The following is a 14535-nucleotide window of genomic DNA, read 5'->3' on the forward strand; positions in this document are numbered from 1 at the left end:
GTCGTCCCGATGGGATGGACCGGCGGGAGGTACACCACGTCGAAGCCCATCGCGGCGATCGCCTCCAGCCGGCGGGCCGCCGTACGGAACGTGCCGTGGGGCTGCTCGGCGGTGCCCTCCGACCGCGGGAAGAACTCGTACCACGACCCGAACAGCGCCCGCTCCCGCTCCACCAGCAGCGGCATCGCCTCGGACGCCGTGACCAGCTCCCGCAGCGGATGCCGCTCCAGCACCGCCGCCACCTGCGCGGACAGCGCCGGCGCCAACCGGTCCCCCACCGACAAGGAGTCGTCACCGAGCGTGCGTGCGGCGGCCCGGACGAGGTCGCGCTCCGCACCCTTCGGCGCTCCGGCGGCCGCCCGCTCGAACAGTTCGGCGCCCTCCTCCAGCACCAGCCCGACGTCGACACCGGCCGGGATCTTGACGCTCGCGTGGTGCCGCCAGGTGGCCAGCGGGTCGGACCAGGCCTCCACCCGGTAGGTCCAGCGGCCGGTCGCGTCCGGGGTGATCTCCGCGCCCCAGCGGTCACTGCCGGGGGACAGCTCCCGCATCGGTGTCCACGGGCCGCGCCGGCCCTTCGGATCGCGCAGGACCACATTGGCACCGACGGCATCGTGCCCTTCGCGGAACACGGTGGCCGTGACCTGGAAGGTCTCCCCGGCCACCGCCTTCGCCGGGCGCCTGCCGCACTCCACGGCCGGCCGGACGTCACGTACCGGTACACGGCCGATGACCGGGGTCCTGCGCATGTATCTCACCTCCGCCGTGCGCGAAGCCGGGCACTTGGCCCGGCTTCGCGATCCGATACGGGCCGACTCACGTCGGTCCCGGGGGGAACGCCTTGTACGGTGCCAGCTCAGGGGCTGGACGCCGTGGAACGCCGCTCCGGTGGCGGCGCGCTTCGCGCCGAACGGCGGCGCTTCGGCCGCCCGTTCTGCTCACGCAGGTAGGTGACCAGGTTCGTGCGCAGATAGCGCTCGGCCGCGTCCGCCGCCTCGCGGGCGCAGCGTTTGCCCATCAGCACGCACAGCGTGTAACCCGAGTCCTCGAAGGTGGCCCGGACCGCGCGGTCGTGGGGCGAGGCGAGCATCACGCGCTCCCACGCCCGGTAACGCCGCAACTGCCGGGCCACTTCGGCCTTGGCGGGGAGCAGCATCGCCGTCTTCACCTTTCACGCTCTCGACTGGGCGCGTTCCCGACGGTCGGGTGGCGTCCGCGCGCGGAAGGGCACGGCACCGTTACGGCGATCGAGGCTTTCACTTATGGTGCACGCACGACGACGCAGCGTCTTGTTGGAGCTTCAACCATGCGTGGTGTGTCGGGTGCTCGTGTTGCACGAATGGCGTAGTGCCCGCACCGTGGAGGTGACTCAGAAGCCATCGGCGCTCACGCTGTGTGTCCTGGAGCCTCCCGGACAGGCGAGGGGCGCACGAGCTTCGCCGGTGAGGAGCAAGCGACGATGGAGACCGCAGTGCCCTGCTACTACCACCTCGACGTGGAAGTCAGCCCGGAACGGGTGGGACAGGTCAGCCGCATCCTGGCCGCCCATTTGCGCTACTGGGACCTCGACAACCTCGCGGACCCCGTCCGCCGCGGCGCCGAACTGCTGCTGCGGGCGATCCACCAGCACGCCTCCAACAGGCACACGTCGATCGAGATGTGGTGGAACGGCCAGCACCTGATCACCGCCTTCGGCGACGACGACCCCGATCTGCGCCCCGACCAGGACCTGCGCTCCTGCCTCGCGGACATCGCCGCCATGAGCGACGGCTGGGGCTGCTGCACCTCGGACCGCGGCAGCACCATCATCTGGTTCACCCAGCGGGCCCGCTCCGGCGAGCGCGTCCCGCGGGTGCCCCTCACGCCCGCGCCGACCCTGCGCCAGGGCCTCCCGTTGCCGCGCCCACTGCCGGTCGCGCGGCTGGCCGCCCCGGCGGGCGCCCCGGACGACACCCTGGAGGGCAGCCGGTGACGTCCCGCACCTCCGGATCCCGGCACGGGCTGCCCGCGTGGAGCGGGCAGCCCTATCCGTTGGGCGCCACCTTCGACGGACAGGGCACCAACTTCGCACTGTTCAGCGAGGTCGCCGAGCGCGTGGACCTGATCCTGCTGGACGACGCGGGCACGCAGACCCCCGTCCGGCTGCACGAGGTCGACGGATTCGTCTGGCACGGCTACCTGCCCGGGATCGCGCCCGGCCGGCGCTACGGGTACCGGGTGCACGGACCCTGGCAGCCGTCCCTGGGCCACCGGTGCAACCCGGCGAAGCTGCTGCTCGACCCCTACGCCATGGCCGTGGACGGCCAGATCGACAACCACCCCTCGCTGTACGAGCGCGCCCCCGACGGCCCGGCGCCCGCCGACAGCGCCGGGCACTCCATGCTGGGCGTGGTGGCCGATCCGTACTTCGACTGGGGCGACGACCGCCCGCCCCGCACGCCCTATGCCGACTCGGTCATCTACGAGGCCCACGTACGCGGCCTCACCCGCACCCACCCGGACGTCCCGGAACGGTTGCGCGGCACCTACGCCGGCCTCGCGCACCCCGCGGTCATCGAGCACCTGACCTCGCTCGGGGTGACGGCGGTGGAGCTGATGCCGGTGCACCAGTTCGTGCAGGACGGCGTCCTCCAGGACCGGGGCCTGGCCAACCACTGGGGCTACAACACCATCGGCTTCTTCGCCCCGCACAACGCCTACGCCGCCTTCGGCACCCGGGGTCAGCAGGTCAACGAGTTCAAGGCGATGGTGAAGGCGCTGCACGCGGCCGGCCTCGAAGTGATCCTCGACGTCGTCTACAACCACACCGCCGAGGGCGACGAGCGGGGCCCGACCCTCTCCTTCCGGGGCATCGACAACGCCTCCTACTACCGGCTGGTCGACGGCGACTGGGCGCACTACTACGACACCACCGGCACCGGCAACAGCCTGCTGATGCGGCACCCGTACGTCCTCCAGCTCATCATGGACTCGCTGCGGTACTGGGTCACCGAGATGCGCGTCGACGGCTTCCGCTTCGACCTCGCGGCCACGCTGGCCCGGCAGTTCCACGAGGTGGACCGGCTCTCGGCGTTCTTCGACCTGATCCAGCAGGACCCGGTGATCAGCCGCGTCAAGCTGATCGCCGAGCCGTGGGACGTGGGCGAGGGCGGCTACCAGGTGGGCAACTTCCCGCCGCTGTGGTCCGAGTGGAACGGCAAGTACCGGGACGCCGTACGGGACTTCTGGCGCGCCGAGCGCGGCTCGCTCGGCGAGTTCGCCTCCCGGCTGACCGGCTCCTCCGACCTCTACCAGCACAGCCGGCGCCGGCCCCGCGCGAGCGTCAACTTCGTCACCGCGCACGACGGTTTCACGCTGCGCGACCTCGTGTCGTACAACGACAAGCACAACGAGGCCAACGGCGAGGACAACCGGGACGGCGAGAGCCACAACCGCTCGTGGAACTGCGGGGCGGAGGGCGACACCGACGACCCGGGCATCCTCGAACTGCGCGCCCGCCAGCAGCGCAACCTGCTGGCGACGCTGCTGCTCTCGCAGGGCATCCCGATGCTCTCCCACGGCGACGAACTCGGCCGCACCCAGCGGGGCAACAACAACGCCTACTGCCAGGACAACGAGATCTCCTGGGTCGACTGGGAACTCGACCGCGAACAGCGGTCGTTGACGGCGTTCACCCGGCACCTGATCGCCCTGCGCGCCGCCCACCCCGTGCTGCGCCGGAGCCGGTTCTTCCGCGGCGAGACCGCGACCAACGCCGACCAGCCGCTGCCCGACCTGATGTGGCTGCGGCCCGACGCCCGCGAGATGACCGACCGGGACTGGCAGCGCGGCGACGCCCACTCGGTGACGGTCTTCCTCAACGGCGACGCCATCGCCGAACGCGACTCCTACGGGCGCCGGATGACCGACGACTCCTTCCTGCTGCTCGTCAACGGCTACTGGGAACCGGTCGTCTTCCGGCTGCCCGGCCCCGCGTTCGCCGAACGCTGGACCACCCTGATCGACACGGCCGACGCGGACGGCATCCCGGACGAGCGGGAACACAAGGCGGGCACGAGGCTGCGGACGGAGGCACGCAGCCTGGTCGTACTGTCCAGGCCGTCACGCGTCACCGCCGGGTGACGACCCTAGCGCTGCCGGTGCGAGGTCACCGTGAACTGGGCCCCGTCCGGGTCCCGCAGGATCGCCTCGTCCTCCGCCTCGCTCAGCACACTGCCGCCGTGCTTCTCCGCCGTGCGGGCGCAGCCCAGGACGTCCGCGACGGCGAAGTGGATCTGCCAGTGCGGTCGCACGGACGGATCCGGCGCCGACCCCACCGCGCCCGAGTCGATCCGGGCCACGATGTCGCCCTGGCTGCGCAGCACCACCTCGCCGCCCTCGTACTCCACCTCGCAGCAGCCCGGCTTCCCGGACGCCCAGTCGAGGATCTCGCCGTAGAACAGTGCGGCGTCGAAGGCGTCGCGCGTGTGCAGCCGGATGAAGGTCGGCGACGCCCGGCGCCAGGCCTCCCAGTTGCCGACCAGTTCCCCCTGCCAGATCCCGAACGTCGCCCCGTCCCGGTCGGCGAGCAGCGCGGCCCGGCCCGGCGGGAAGGACAGCGGTCCGACGGCCGCCGTACCGCCGCGCTCGCGGGCCCGGGCCACGGCCGTGTCGGCGTCCGGCACCGCGAAGTACGGCGTCCAGGCCACCGCCATCTGCCACATCGCGGCGACGGCCGCGATCCCCGCCACCGGCACCCCGTCGGCCAGCGCGATGCGGAAGTGCTCGCCCAGTTTCACGCCGCGCCAGCGCCAGCCCAGGACGGCCGTGTAGAACTCCTGGGTGGCCGCGAGGTCGCGGCTGGTCAGGCTCACCCAGCAGGGGGCGCCGAAGACGGAGTGCGTGGAGACGACGTCCCGTCTGCGCGGTCCGCCGTCGGCGGGGGGCTTGTGGTTCATGGCGGTCGCGTCCTGGGGTCGGGGACGGTCTGGCACCAGTGTCCACTGTGCGGCCCGGTTCGCGCTCCTCGGCCTCTTCTTCGACCGCCGTCCGGGGGAAATATCTCTGTAGCAGAGGTAATCTTCGAGTGTGGAACACGAGAGCTACCCGGAGGAGCTGGCGGACACGCTGGTGCGCATCCAGCGGCTGATCCGGCGCCGCCTGCGCGGCGGGCTCGCCCGGCCCCGGCTGCGCGGCGCCGAGGTGGAGCTGCTGCGGCTGGTCGAGTCCCGGCCCGGCATCGGCATCTCGGACGCCGCCAGGGCGCTGCACCTGGCGGGCAATTCCGTGTCGACCCTGGTCAACCAGCTGGTCAAGGGCGGCTATCTGGTCCGCGAGACCGACCCGGCCGACCGCCGGGCCGCCCGTCTGCTGCTCACCGGGGCCGCCGAGAAGAGGCTCGCCGACTGGCAGCGCCGCCGGGCCGAGCTGGTGTCCCGGCACGTCTCACGGCTCGACGAGGCCGACCGGGAGGCCCTCCGCGCGGCCCTTCCGGCGCTGCGCAGGCTGGCCGTCACCCTGCACGAGGAACACGAGGAGCACGAGGAGACAGCGAAGCCATGACGCAGCCCGAGGAACGGGACGTGAGTCCGGGCACGACGACGAGCGAGAGCACCGGTGTGGCCGACGGAGGAGCCGAGGGCCTCGCCGACGCCGTCTCCTGTACCTCCCTGGTCTACGCGTTCGGCGACACGAGGGCCGTCGACGGACTGGACCTCGCCGTCCGTGAGGGCGAGGTGTTCGGACTGCTCGGCCCCAACGGCGCAGGCAAGACCACCGCCATCCGCTGCGTCACCACGCTGCTGCCCGTCCCCGCCGGCAAGGTCCGGGTCTTCGGCCACGACGCGGCGAAGGAACGCATGGCGGTACGCCGGCTCCTCGGCTACGTCCCGCAGCAGCTCTCCGCCGACCAGGGGCTCACCGGCCGGGAGAACGTCGCCCTGTTCGCCCGGGTCTTCGACGTGCCCCGGCGCGAGCGCGCCGCCCGCGTCGCCCAGGCTCTCGCCGCCGTCGGCCTCGCCGACGCCGCCGACCGGCTCGCCGGCACCTACTCCGGCGGCATGATCCGCCGCCTCGAACTCGCCCAGGCCCTGGTCAGCGCGCCCCGGCTGCTGATCCTGGACGAGCCGACCATCGGGCTGGACCCGATCGCCCGCACCGGCGTGTGGGAGCACATCAACGCCGTCCGCGCCGCGACCGCCATGACCGTGCTCGTCACCACCCACTACATGGACGAGGCCGACCACTACTGCGACCGGGTCGGCCTCATGCACCGCGGCCGGATCCGCGCCCTCGGCACCCCGGCCGAACTGCGCCAGGGGCTCGCCGAACGCCAGGGCACCGACACCCTGCCCACCCTGGAGGACGTCTTTCGCGCCATCGCCGGCAGCGGCCTCGACGACACGTCCAAAGGAGGTTTCCGCGATGTCCGCAGCACCCGCCGCACCGCGCACCGAGTCGGCTGACCACACGGATCTTCTGCTCACCCCGCCCGTGCCCCGCGCCGGCTGGCGGCTGCTGCCCGCCCGGGTCGTCGCCATGTGCGCCGTCGAACTGCAGAAGCTGCGCCACGACCGCACCGAGCTGTACACCCGCGCCGTCCAGCCCGCCCTGTGGCTGCTGATATTCGGCCAGACCTTCACCCGCATCCGGGCGATACCCACCGGCGGCATCCCCTACATCGACTTCATGGCGCCCGGCATCATCGCCCAGTCGGCGATGTTCATCGCGATCTTCTACGGCATCCAGATCATCTGGGAGCGCGACGCCGGCATCCTGAACAAGCTGCTCGTCACCCCGACCCCGCGCTCGGCACTCATCACCGGCAAGGCGTTCGCGGCCGGTGTGAAGTCGCTGATCCAGGCCGTCGTCGTCATCGTCATCGCGGCGATCCTCGGCGTGGCGCTGACCTGGAACCCGCTCAAGCTGCTCGGCGTCGCCGCGGCCGTCGTGCTCGCGTCCGCCTTCTTCTCCTGTCTGTCGATGACCATCGCGGGCATCGTGATCAGCCGCGACCGCCTGATGGGCATCGGCCAGGCGATCACCATGCCGCTGTTCTTCGGCTCCAACGCCCTCTACCCCGTTTCGGTGATGCCGGGCTGGCTCCAGGCCGTCAGCAAGGTCAACCCGCTGAGCTATCAAGTCGATGCGCTGCGCGGGCTGCTGCTCGGCACACCGTCGCATCTCGGCGCCGACTTCGCGGTGCTGGCGGTGGCCGCCGCGCTCGGCATCGCGGCCGCCTCCTCGTTGCTCGGTCGCCTGGCCCGGTGATCGCGCTCGCGCGGCCTGCCGATCTTGTGCGAACGTGATGTGCGGCACGCGCGCGTACCGCCGGAGAAGGGACCGTGAACGGATTCTTCCTGGGCAGCGCTTGATCAGCGATCAAAGCGGGCGAACCCGCTGGCCACGGCGCATTCTGCCCATTTGACAGTGCGCTGAGCGCACAGATAGACAGCAGCTCTCGATAGGTCGAGAGGGGCACTGTGTACGAGCCGAACGTGGTCGGTGACTGGCACGAGTACGACGAGCATGCCGGTCTGCGGGTCCGCGTCCACCGCCTGGAGGCCGCGGAGCCGCCGCGCGGACGCGACGACGCCGCCGTGGGGCTGACGTACTTCAGTGTCCGGGTGACCGTCGAGAACCGCGGTGCGCGGCACTACGGCATCCATCTGGAGGACGGTCAGATCGACGTCCGCGTCGGCCAGGACGGCGAGGCCGCGTTCATGGACTGGCGCAACTCCCAGTTCATCGAGGGCTTCGACGTCTATCCGCTGCGCCGGGCCACCGCCGTGCTCTACGCCGCCGCCCCCGAGGCCGCCCTGACCCACGTGGACGTACAGGTGCAGCTGCGGGTGGAGGAGGAGTGGACCGAGCGCAGGCTGTGGGCCGGCGGCATCGGTGTCCAGGAGGCGCCCGCCGCGGCCGCCCCGGCGGGCAGCCACCAGGGCGGCCTCGCCCACCAGGTCAGCGCCTTCCTGCGGGACCAGACGGAGCCGGGCTCCGCCTGACGCCGTCGGCCCGCGCGTCGTACGACGTCAGTGCGGGATGCCGTCGATGATCTCCCGGGCGCCCTGCCGGAGCAGCGCCACGGCGACCGAGGTGCCCAGCGTGGCCGGATCGAGCCGTCCGGCCCACTCGTGGGCGTTCAGCCGGGTCTTGCCGTCGGGCGTGAACACGCAGGCGCGCAGGGAGAGTTCCCCGCTGCGGTCCACGCGCGCGTACCCGGCGATGGGGCTGTTGCAGTGGCCCTGGAGCACATGCAGGAACATCCGCTCGGCCATCGCCTCCCGGTGCGTGTCCGGGTCGCCGAGCCCGCTGACCGCGTCGATGACGCCGGTGTCGTCCTCCCGGCACTGCAGGGCGAGGATGCCCGCGCCGATCGGCGGCATCATCGTCTCCGTGGACAGCACCTCGCTGATCACGTCGGTCCGGCCGATCCGCTCCAGCCCGGCCACCGCGAGCAGCAGCGCGTCCGCCTCGCCTTCGGCGAGCTTCGCCAGCCGGCGGTTGTCGTTGCCGCGGAACGGCACGCACTCCAGATGCGGGTGCGTGGCGGCCAGTTGGGCGATCCGGCGCACCGAGGAGGTACCGATCCGGGTGCCGGCGGGCAGCTCGTCCAGGGTGAGCCCGTCCGGGTGGACCAGCGCGTCCCGGATGTCGTCCCGCTTCAGGAACGCGGCGAACACCGTCCCGGCGGGCAGCGGCCGGTCGGCGGGCACGTCCTTCACACAGTGCACCGCGAGGTCGGCCTTCCCGGCCAGCAGGGCCGCGTCGACCTCCTTGGTGAACGCCCCCTTGCCCTCGACCTGGGACAGGTCGCCGAGCCACTTGTCACCGGTGGTCTTCACCGGGACGACCTCGGTGCGCAGCTCCGGGTGCAGGGCGGCCAACTCGGCCCGGACCCGGTCGACCTGGGCCAGGGCCATGGGCGAGTCGCGGGAGACGATACGGATCAATTCGGGAACCGGCATGGGCACACGATAGACCTTCGGCGGTCACCGAAGGTCTTCGGGCAGGTCGGCCGCCGACTCCTCGGGCGCAAGGTCCGGGCGCAGCCGCAGCCAGACCGGCTGGCGCAGCAGCCCGTCCCGGGTGCGGGTGCTGTAGGAGACCTCGCCGACCAGCCGCGGCAGCACCCAGTGGGCGCCCGCGATCCGCGGCACCGGGTCGAAGGGACACCGCCCGCTCGCGGCGGCATCGAGCAGCCGGGCCAGCTCCAGGCGCTCCGCCTCGCTCCAGCCGGTGCCGACCCCGCCGGCGTACCGCAGCCGCCCGCCCGAGCGCTGGCCGACCAGCAGCGCCCCGGGCAGTCCCGTCAGCCGCCCCTTCCCGGGCAGCCAGCCACCGACGATCACGTCCTCGGCCCGCATGTTCCGGATCTTGATCCAGGCGCGGGAGCGCACCCCGGGCTCGTACACCGAGTCCAGCCGCTTGCACACCAGCCCCTCCAGACCGTGCTCCCTGGTCGCCGCGAGCGCCTCCGCGCCGTGCCCGACGACCGCGCCCGGCACCGACCAGTACGGCCCCGCCAGCTCCAGCTCCGCCAACCGCGCCCGCCGCCGGACGTACGACTGCCGGACCAGGGACTCGCCCAGATGGGGAACGTCGAAGAGCACCAGGTGGACCGGCGTCTCGGCGGCCCTGCGCGCCGCCCGCGCGGGGGAGTGGGCGAGCCCCATCCGGCCCTGCAGCAGCTGGAAGTCGGCCCGGCCGTGCTCGTCCAGGGCCAGCACCTCACCGTCCAGCACGGCGGGCGTGGCGCCCAGGGCGGCGCCGAGCGGCCGGAGTTCGGGATAGGCCGTCGTGATGTCCTCGCCCGAGCGGGCACGCAGGAGGACACTGCCGTCGCCGGGCAGGTACACCATCGCCCGCTGGCCGTCCTGCTTGGTCTCGTACGCCCAGCGCGCGTCCTGGGCGGCGGGCGGCAGTCCGCCGGGCGTGGCGAGCATCGGCGCGATGAGGGGCAGCGGCGGGGGCGGGGGGACGGCGGTCACGGCTGAAGTCCTCGACCGCTTCCGCCGGCCGCACGCGCCTTCGCCCGCCGGTTCCCCCGAACGGGTCCCGCAGCGTACGCGGGATCCGGCGTGCCGGGTGTGCCGCAGATGGGCGGGCACCGCCAGTACCCTGCGGTGCCCGCTGTCGCTCGGCGGCAGGCCCAGCTTCAGGAAGACGTTGCCGATGTGCTTGCTGACTGAGCGCTCGGTGATGACGAGCGTCCGGGCGATCGGGGTGTTGTCGTGCCCCTCGGCCATCAGCCGCAGCACCTCCCGCTCGCGCGGGGTGAGCGCGTCCAGGGGCGAGTCCGCGTGGCGGGTCATCAACTCCGTCACCGCCTCGGGGTCGAGGGCGGTGCCGCCGCGCGCGACCCGGTCCAGCGCGTCGAGGAACTCGTCCACACAGCCCACCCGGTCCTTGAGCAGGTAACCCACCCCACGCGCCCCACCGCTCAGCAACTCGGCCGCGTACGACTCCTCGACGTACTGCGAGAGCACCAGGACCGGCAGTCCGGGCAGCCGCTCACGCGCGGCCAGTGCCGCGCGCAGTCCCTCGTCACGGAAGCGCGGCGGCATCCGTACGTCCAGGACGGCGATGTCGGGGCGCTGGGCGAGCAGCGCCGGCAGGACCTCCGGCCCGCTGCCCACGACGGCGGCCACCTCGTGCCCGGCCGACGCCGGCAACAGCACCAGGCCCTCCCGGAGCAGGGCGTTGTCCTCGGCGATCACGATGCGCACGGCGGTTCCTTCGTCTCTCTTCGTTCCGGGACGGACCGATGGCCGCCGGGGTCGGCCGGGGCCGGCCCGGCTCCGGCGGGCTTCGGCCGGAGGCTCCCGCACCGGGGCCGAGCCCGCCGTCCCCGCTCGACCGAGCCCACCGTCCCGCTCGTACGCCTCAGCACGCCGCTCGCTGGGGCCCGGTCACCGTCCCCGGAGGTCCGGCTCAGGCCACCGCTTCGGCCGAGGGCTCGGCGGCGGTCGGTGCCGGGGCCGGGTCGGCCGGACGGTGGCGGGGGAGGTCGGTCATGAGGAGAAACCTTCCGGAGGGCAAGGGGTGGGAATCGGCGGGCGACGGGTGAGAATGGCGGGTAATACTGATTAAGTCAACTGCTTGACTTACTTTAGCGAGCCGAAAAGGCGCCGCACACGTGGCCTGTCCGTGGTGGCGCGGGCGCGCATCGTAGGCTTCTCGGGCTGGACCTCGCCGCCCCGGTCGAGGACCCGGGGTGGCGTGAGGGACTGGCCGCCCCAGGGCGCTGCGCAGTCCCGGAGCGGTGGTGAGCATGGCGCGCAGGACGGCGCGGGCCGAGCAGGTGAGCGCGACCCGGGAGGCGATCCTGACCGCGGCGGAGCGACTGTTCGCCGAGCACGGCGTGTACGCCGTCTCCAACCGCCAGGTCAGCGAGGCCGCCGGCCAGGGCAACAACGCCGCGGTCGGCTACCACTTCGGCACCAAGGCCGACCTGGTCCGCGCGGTGGCCCGCCGGCACGCCGAGCGCATCGAGACGCTCCGCGAGCGGGCGCTGGAGGCGGCCGGCGACTCCACGGACGTACGCGACTGGGTCGACTGTCTGGTGCGCCCGGTCACCGAGCACCTGGCCGGGCTCGGCAGCCCCACCTGGTACGCCCGGTTCTGCGCGCAGGTGATGACCGACCCGGCGCTGCACGAGATCATGGTCGAGGAGTCCATGACCTCACCCGCGCTGCGCCGCGCGATCGAGGCGCTGAACCGCGTCCTGCCCGAGCTGCCGCCCGAGGTCCGCGCCGAACGCGGCCAGATGGTCCGGCAGTTGATCCTGCACACCTGCGCCGAGCGGGAACGTGCCCTCGCCGAGGGCACCCCGACCCCGCGCGCCACCTGGGCGGGCGCGGCCGACGGGCTCGCCGACGCGATCGTCGGCCTGTGGCTGGCCCCGGTGGCGCGCGGCGCGCGCTGAACCCCGCGGACCCGGCCCCCGGCTCCGGCGCCGTCCACGCCCGGACCTCGCTCACCCGGAGCCGCCGCACCCGGCGTTCACGCACCGGCTCACGCATCGAAGGTCACCACGACCTTCTCCGCCGCGCCCGGCGTCTACGGCGCCCGCTGTCCGGGGCGGGATCCGGATCGAGCACCGCACCCACGCCGCCGAACAGGGCATGGCCGCGGGCCGCAACCTGCGCGACCCCGAGCCGCGCAAGCCGTTCGCGCCGGTACCGTACTTCTGGTCCGACCAGTACGAGCTGGATGCCGCCTAAGGCCATCCGGGCGTGGCGCCAGGTCGTCGCGGCGGGATCCGCCTGGCGGGACGCGGTGGGGTAGCGGCACCGTCGGGGCGCTCACCCCTTGGCCGCGAGGCTCACCGCGTTCGCCGCCACCACCGCCCCGATCCCCGCCCACTCCGCCGTGCCCAGGCCCGGGCCGAGCACGACCTGGCCGACCAGCGCCGCCAGCACCGGGTTGACGCTCATGAACAGGCCGAAGGTCTGCGCAGGGACACGGCGCAGGGTCAGCAGGTCGGCCAGGTAGGGCACCGCGGAGGACAGGACGCCTGCCGTCACCGCGCACAGGACGGCCCCGGCCGTCGGCGGATGGCGCAGGACGACCACGATGCCGGCCGGGACGAAGGCCAGCGCCGAGACCGACGCGGCCGCCGCGGCGCCCTGCGCGCCCGGTATGCGCCGGCCGACGACGCGGTTGAGCAGGATGTACGACGCCCAGCAGCACGCGGCGACCAGGCCGAGGGCCATCCCGGCGTAGTCGGCGGAGGGCCGCGGGCGCATCAGGACGATCACCCCGGCCGCGGCCAGCACCGCGCACCCGGAGTCCAGCCGGCGCCGCGTCGCGGCCAGGGCGATGGTCAGCGGTCCGAGGAACTCCAGGGTCACGGCGAGCCCCAGACCGATCCGGTCGACGGCGCTGTACAGGCTGAGGTTCATCGCGCCGAACACCACGGCCAGCAGCAGCACCGGCCACCACTGCCGCCAGGTGAAGGCGCGCAGCCTGGGCCGGCCGACGGCGAGCAGGACGAGCGCGGCGACGTACTGCCGTACCGCGACCACACCGAGCGGACCGAGCACGGGGAAGGCCAGCGCCCCGACGGCGGCGCCGGTCTGGTTGGAGAGCCCGCTGCCGAACATGGTGGCCACACCGGCCAGGGGCCCGGACCGCGCCGGGGACGGGGTCACGGCCGTGGCAGCGGCCACGGCCGGGCGGTGGAGAGCGCGTCGCATACCGGGATCGTGTGTCACCCGCACTCTTGCGCAAAATGCATGCCTCGGCCGATCTATACGCTGAGCGTATGCACGACATCGAGCTGCGCCAGCTGCGCTGCCTCGTGGCGATCGTCGACGAGGGCACCTTCACGGACGCGGCGATCGCCCTCGGCGTCTCCCAGGCCGCCGTCTCCCGGACCCTCGCCTCCCTCGAACGCGCCCTGGGCGTACGGCTGTTGCGCCGCACCTCGCGCGAGGTGATCCCCACCGCGACCGGACTGCGCGTGGTGGCCCAGGCCCGCCGGGTGCTCGCGGACGTCTCCGGCCTGGTCCGGGAGGCGTCCTCGGGACACACCCGGCTGCGGGTCGGTTACGCCTGGTCTGCGGTGGGCCGGCACACGGTCGCCTTCCAGCGGCGCTGGAACGCGGCGCACGGCGACGTCGACCTGCATCTCGTGCGCGTCAACTCGCCCGCCGCCGGGCTCGCCGAGGGCGCCTGCGATCTCGCCGTCGTCCGCAGACCGCTGGAGGACCGGCGGTTCGACACCGCGATCGTCGGCCTGGAGCGCCGGCTGTGCGCGCTCGCCGCCGACGACCGTCTCGCCCGGCGCCGTTCGGTCCGGCTGGCCGAACTGACCGACCGCACCCTGCTCGTGGACCGCCGTACCGGCACGGCCACCGTCGACCTGTGGCCGCCGGACGCCCGTCCGGCCGTCTGGGAGATCCACGACGTCGACGACTGGCTCACCGAGATCGCCGCCGGACGCGGCATCGGCGTCACCGCGGAGTCGACCGCCCACCAGTACCCGCGGCCCGGCATCGTCTACCGGCCGGTGCGCGACGCCGAACCCGTCGCCGTACGGCTCGCCTGGTGGCGCGACGACCCGCACCCGGCCCGGCAGGCGGTGGTCGAGCTGCTCACCGAGCTGTACCGGTCGGCCTGAGACGGGGCGACCGGACAAAGCGGCCGAACAGCATGCGCTCGCGCGGCTGCGGCAGGCGATCCTCCGCGGTGCGACGGCACCGGCCCAGCGGCAGATGGAGACCGAACTCGCCGAGCAGTTCGGTGCGACGCGGGCCGGTATCCGGTTGGCGCTCCGGCCGGGATGGCTCCAGCAGTCCCGCCCATGCCCGAGCCGCTGAGCTTCCTGGTCGCCGAGGGCCGTACCACCGAGGCCCGCGCACTCGCCGCCCGCTACGGGGCCGAACTCCGCGCGGCGAGGGCGACAACCTCGGCTCCGCCCTGACGTTCGTGGTGCTGTTCGACCTCGGCGGCATCGTGGGCATGCTCCTCGCCGGCCGCGCCTCCGACGTGTTCGGTGCCCCGCGCGTCCGCGCGATCCGGTTCGCGCTCACCGCGGCGGGCGCAGCG

General features: G+C 73.2%; 14 protein-coding genes and 3 pseudogenes. 10 read left to right on the top strand and 7 right to left on the bottom strand.

The genetic code is table 11. The annotated features are described in order from the left end of the window. Together ACFC8N_RS12195 and ACFC8N_RS12200 are read right to left on the bottom strand one after the other, a co-directional pair. A partial coding sequence (locus ACFC8N_RS12195; RefSeq protein WP_376288046.1) for a maltotransferase domain-containing protein occupies positions 1 to 749 on the bottom strand: 749 nt, incomplete at its 3' end. A 107-nt stretch (positions 750 to 856) separates the two neighbouring features. Then, complete coding sequence (locus ACFC8N_RS12200) at positions 857 to 1156, bottom strand: DUF5133 domain-containing protein (protein ID WP_071376163.1); 300 nt, start codon at positions 1154 to 1156, stop codon at positions 857 to 859. Positions 1157 to 1459: 303 nt separating this feature from the next. Here ACFC8N_RS12200 and ACFC8N_RS12205 point away from each other — a divergent pair, with 303 nt between their 5' ends. Together ACFC8N_RS12205 and glgX are read left to right on the top strand one after the other, a co-directional pair. Continuing rightward, on the top strand, positions 1460 to 1972 hold the full coding sequence (locus ACFC8N_RS12205; protein ID WP_376288047.1) for a pep a2: 513 nt from the start codon (positions 1460 to 1462) through the stop codon (positions 1970 to 1972). 29 nt (positions 1973 to 2001) lie between these two features. Then, positions 2002 to 4122: a glycogen debranching protein GlgX gene (glgX, locus tag ACFC8N_RS12210; RefSeq protein WP_362822171.1), complete on the top strand. Its 2121-nt coding sequence runs from the start codon at positions 2002 to 2004 to the stop codon at positions 4120 to 4122. Positions 4123 to 4127: 5 nt separating this feature from the next. On the opposite strand, the gene ACFC8N_RS12215 is transcribed toward glgX, so the two are convergent. Next, on the bottom strand, positions 4128 to 4937 hold the full coding sequence (locus ACFC8N_RS12215) for a VOC family protein (RefSeq protein WP_356023783.1): 810 nt from the start codon (positions 4935 to 4937) through the stop codon (positions 4128 to 4130). Positions 4938 to 5067: 130 nt separating this feature from the next. Here ACFC8N_RS12215 and ACFC8N_RS12220 point away from each other — a divergent pair, with 130 nt between their 5' ends. The 4 genes from ACFC8N_RS12220 to ACFC8N_RS12235 all read left to right on the top strand — a co-directional run bounded on the left by ACFC8N_RS12220 (position 5068) and on the right by ACFC8N_RS12235 (position 7985). Further along, positions 5068 to 5541, top strand: coding sequence for a MarR family winged helix-turn-helix transcriptional regulator (locus ACFC8N_RS12220; protein WP_376288048.1), 474 nt, complete (start codon positions 5068 to 5070; stop codon positions 5539 to 5541). After that, positions 5538 to 6443: an ABC transporter ATP-binding protein gene (locus tag ACFC8N_RS12225; RefSeq protein WP_376288049.1), complete on the top strand. Its 906-nt coding sequence runs from the start codon at positions 5538 to 5540 to the stop codon at positions 6441 to 6443. The genes ACFC8N_RS12220 and ACFC8N_RS12225 overlap by 4 nt, the downstream gene beginning before the upstream one ends. Beyond that, entirely contained in the window at positions 6403 to 7248 is an 846-nt protein-coding gene (locus ACFC8N_RS12230; protein ID WP_356023789.1) for an ABC transporter permease, read from the top strand. Before ACFC8N_RS12225 ends, ACFC8N_RS12230 begins: the two co-directional genes overlap by 41 nt. Positions 7249 to 7460: 212 nt before the next feature. After that, positions 7461 to 7985: a hypothetical protein gene (locus tag ACFC8N_RS12235; protein WP_376288050.1), complete on the top strand. Its 525-nt coding sequence runs from the start codon at positions 7461 to 7463 to the stop codon at positions 7983 to 7985. 27 nt (positions 7986 to 8012) lie between these two features. On the opposite strand, the gene hemC is transcribed toward ACFC8N_RS12235, so the two are convergent. The 3 genes and pseudogenes from hemC to ACFC8N_RS12250 form a co-directional block, all read right to left on the bottom strand. Continuing rightward, positions 8013 to 8954: a hydroxymethylbilane synthase gene (gene hemC, locus ACFC8N_RS12240; protein WP_376288051.1), complete on the bottom strand. Its 942-nt coding sequence runs from the start codon at positions 8952 to 8954 to the stop codon at positions 8013 to 8015. Between the two features lie 18 nt (positions 8955 to 8972). After that, positions 8973 to 9926, bottom strand: coding sequence for an ATP-dependent DNA ligase (locus ACFC8N_RS12245; protein WP_362822172.1), 954 nt, complete (start codon positions 9924 to 9926; stop codon positions 8973 to 8975). Positions 9927 to 10070: 144 nt separating this feature from the next. Further along, positions 10071 to 10709 (bottom strand): annotated as a pseudogene (locus ACFC8N_RS12250) (LuxR C-terminal-related transcriptional regulator); the annotation flags it as partial. Positions 10710 to 11254: 545 nt separating this feature from the next. Between ACFC8N_RS12250 and ACFC8N_RS12255 the strand changes: the two are divergent. Both ACFC8N_RS12255 and ACFC8N_RS12260 read left to right on the top strand, forming a co-directional pair. Beyond that, the gene (locus ACFC8N_RS12255; RefSeq protein ID WP_376288052.1) at positions 11255 to 11908 is read left to right on the top strand and encodes a TetR/AcrR family transcriptional regulator; all 654 of its coding nucleotides are present in this window, start codon (positions 11255 to 11257) and stop codon (positions 11906 to 11908) included. 160 nt (positions 11909 to 12068) lie between these two features. Continuing rightward, positions 12069 to 12270 (top strand): annotated as a pseudogene (locus tag ACFC8N_RS12260) (NAD(P)/FAD-dependent oxidoreductase); the annotation flags it as partial. A gap of 17 nt (positions 12271 to 12287) precedes the next feature. On the opposite strand, the gene ACFC8N_RS12265 reads toward ACFC8N_RS12260, so the two are convergent. Continuing rightward, positions 12288 to 13097 carry a DMT family transporter gene (locus ACFC8N_RS12265; protein WP_376288288.1) on the bottom strand — a complete coding sequence of 270 codons (810 nt, stop codon included), beginning with the start codon at positions 13095 to 13097 and terminating at the stop codon, positions 12288 to 12290. Between the two features lie 152 nt (positions 13098 to 13249). Here ACFC8N_RS12265 and ACFC8N_RS12270 point away from each other — a divergent pair, with 152 nt between their 5' ends. Both ACFC8N_RS12270 and ACFC8N_RS12275 read left to right on the top strand, forming a co-directional pair. After that, on the top strand, positions 13250 to 14107 hold the full coding sequence (locus ACFC8N_RS12270) for a LysR family transcriptional regulator (protein WP_376288053.1): 858 nt from the start codon (positions 13250 to 13252) through the stop codon (positions 14105 to 14107). Positions 14108 to 14153: 46 nt separating this feature from the next. Further along, a pseudogene (locus tag ACFC8N_RS12275) lies at positions 14154 to 14261 on the top strand (GntR family transcriptional regulator); the annotation flags it as partial. Positions 14262 to 14535: the final 274 nt, after the last annotated feature.

Origin of the sequence: Streptomyces sp. NPDC055966 (genome assembly GCF_042269865.1) — a bacterium.
GTDB lineage: Bacteria > Actinomycetota > Actinomycetes > Streptomycetales > Streptomycetaceae > Streptomyces.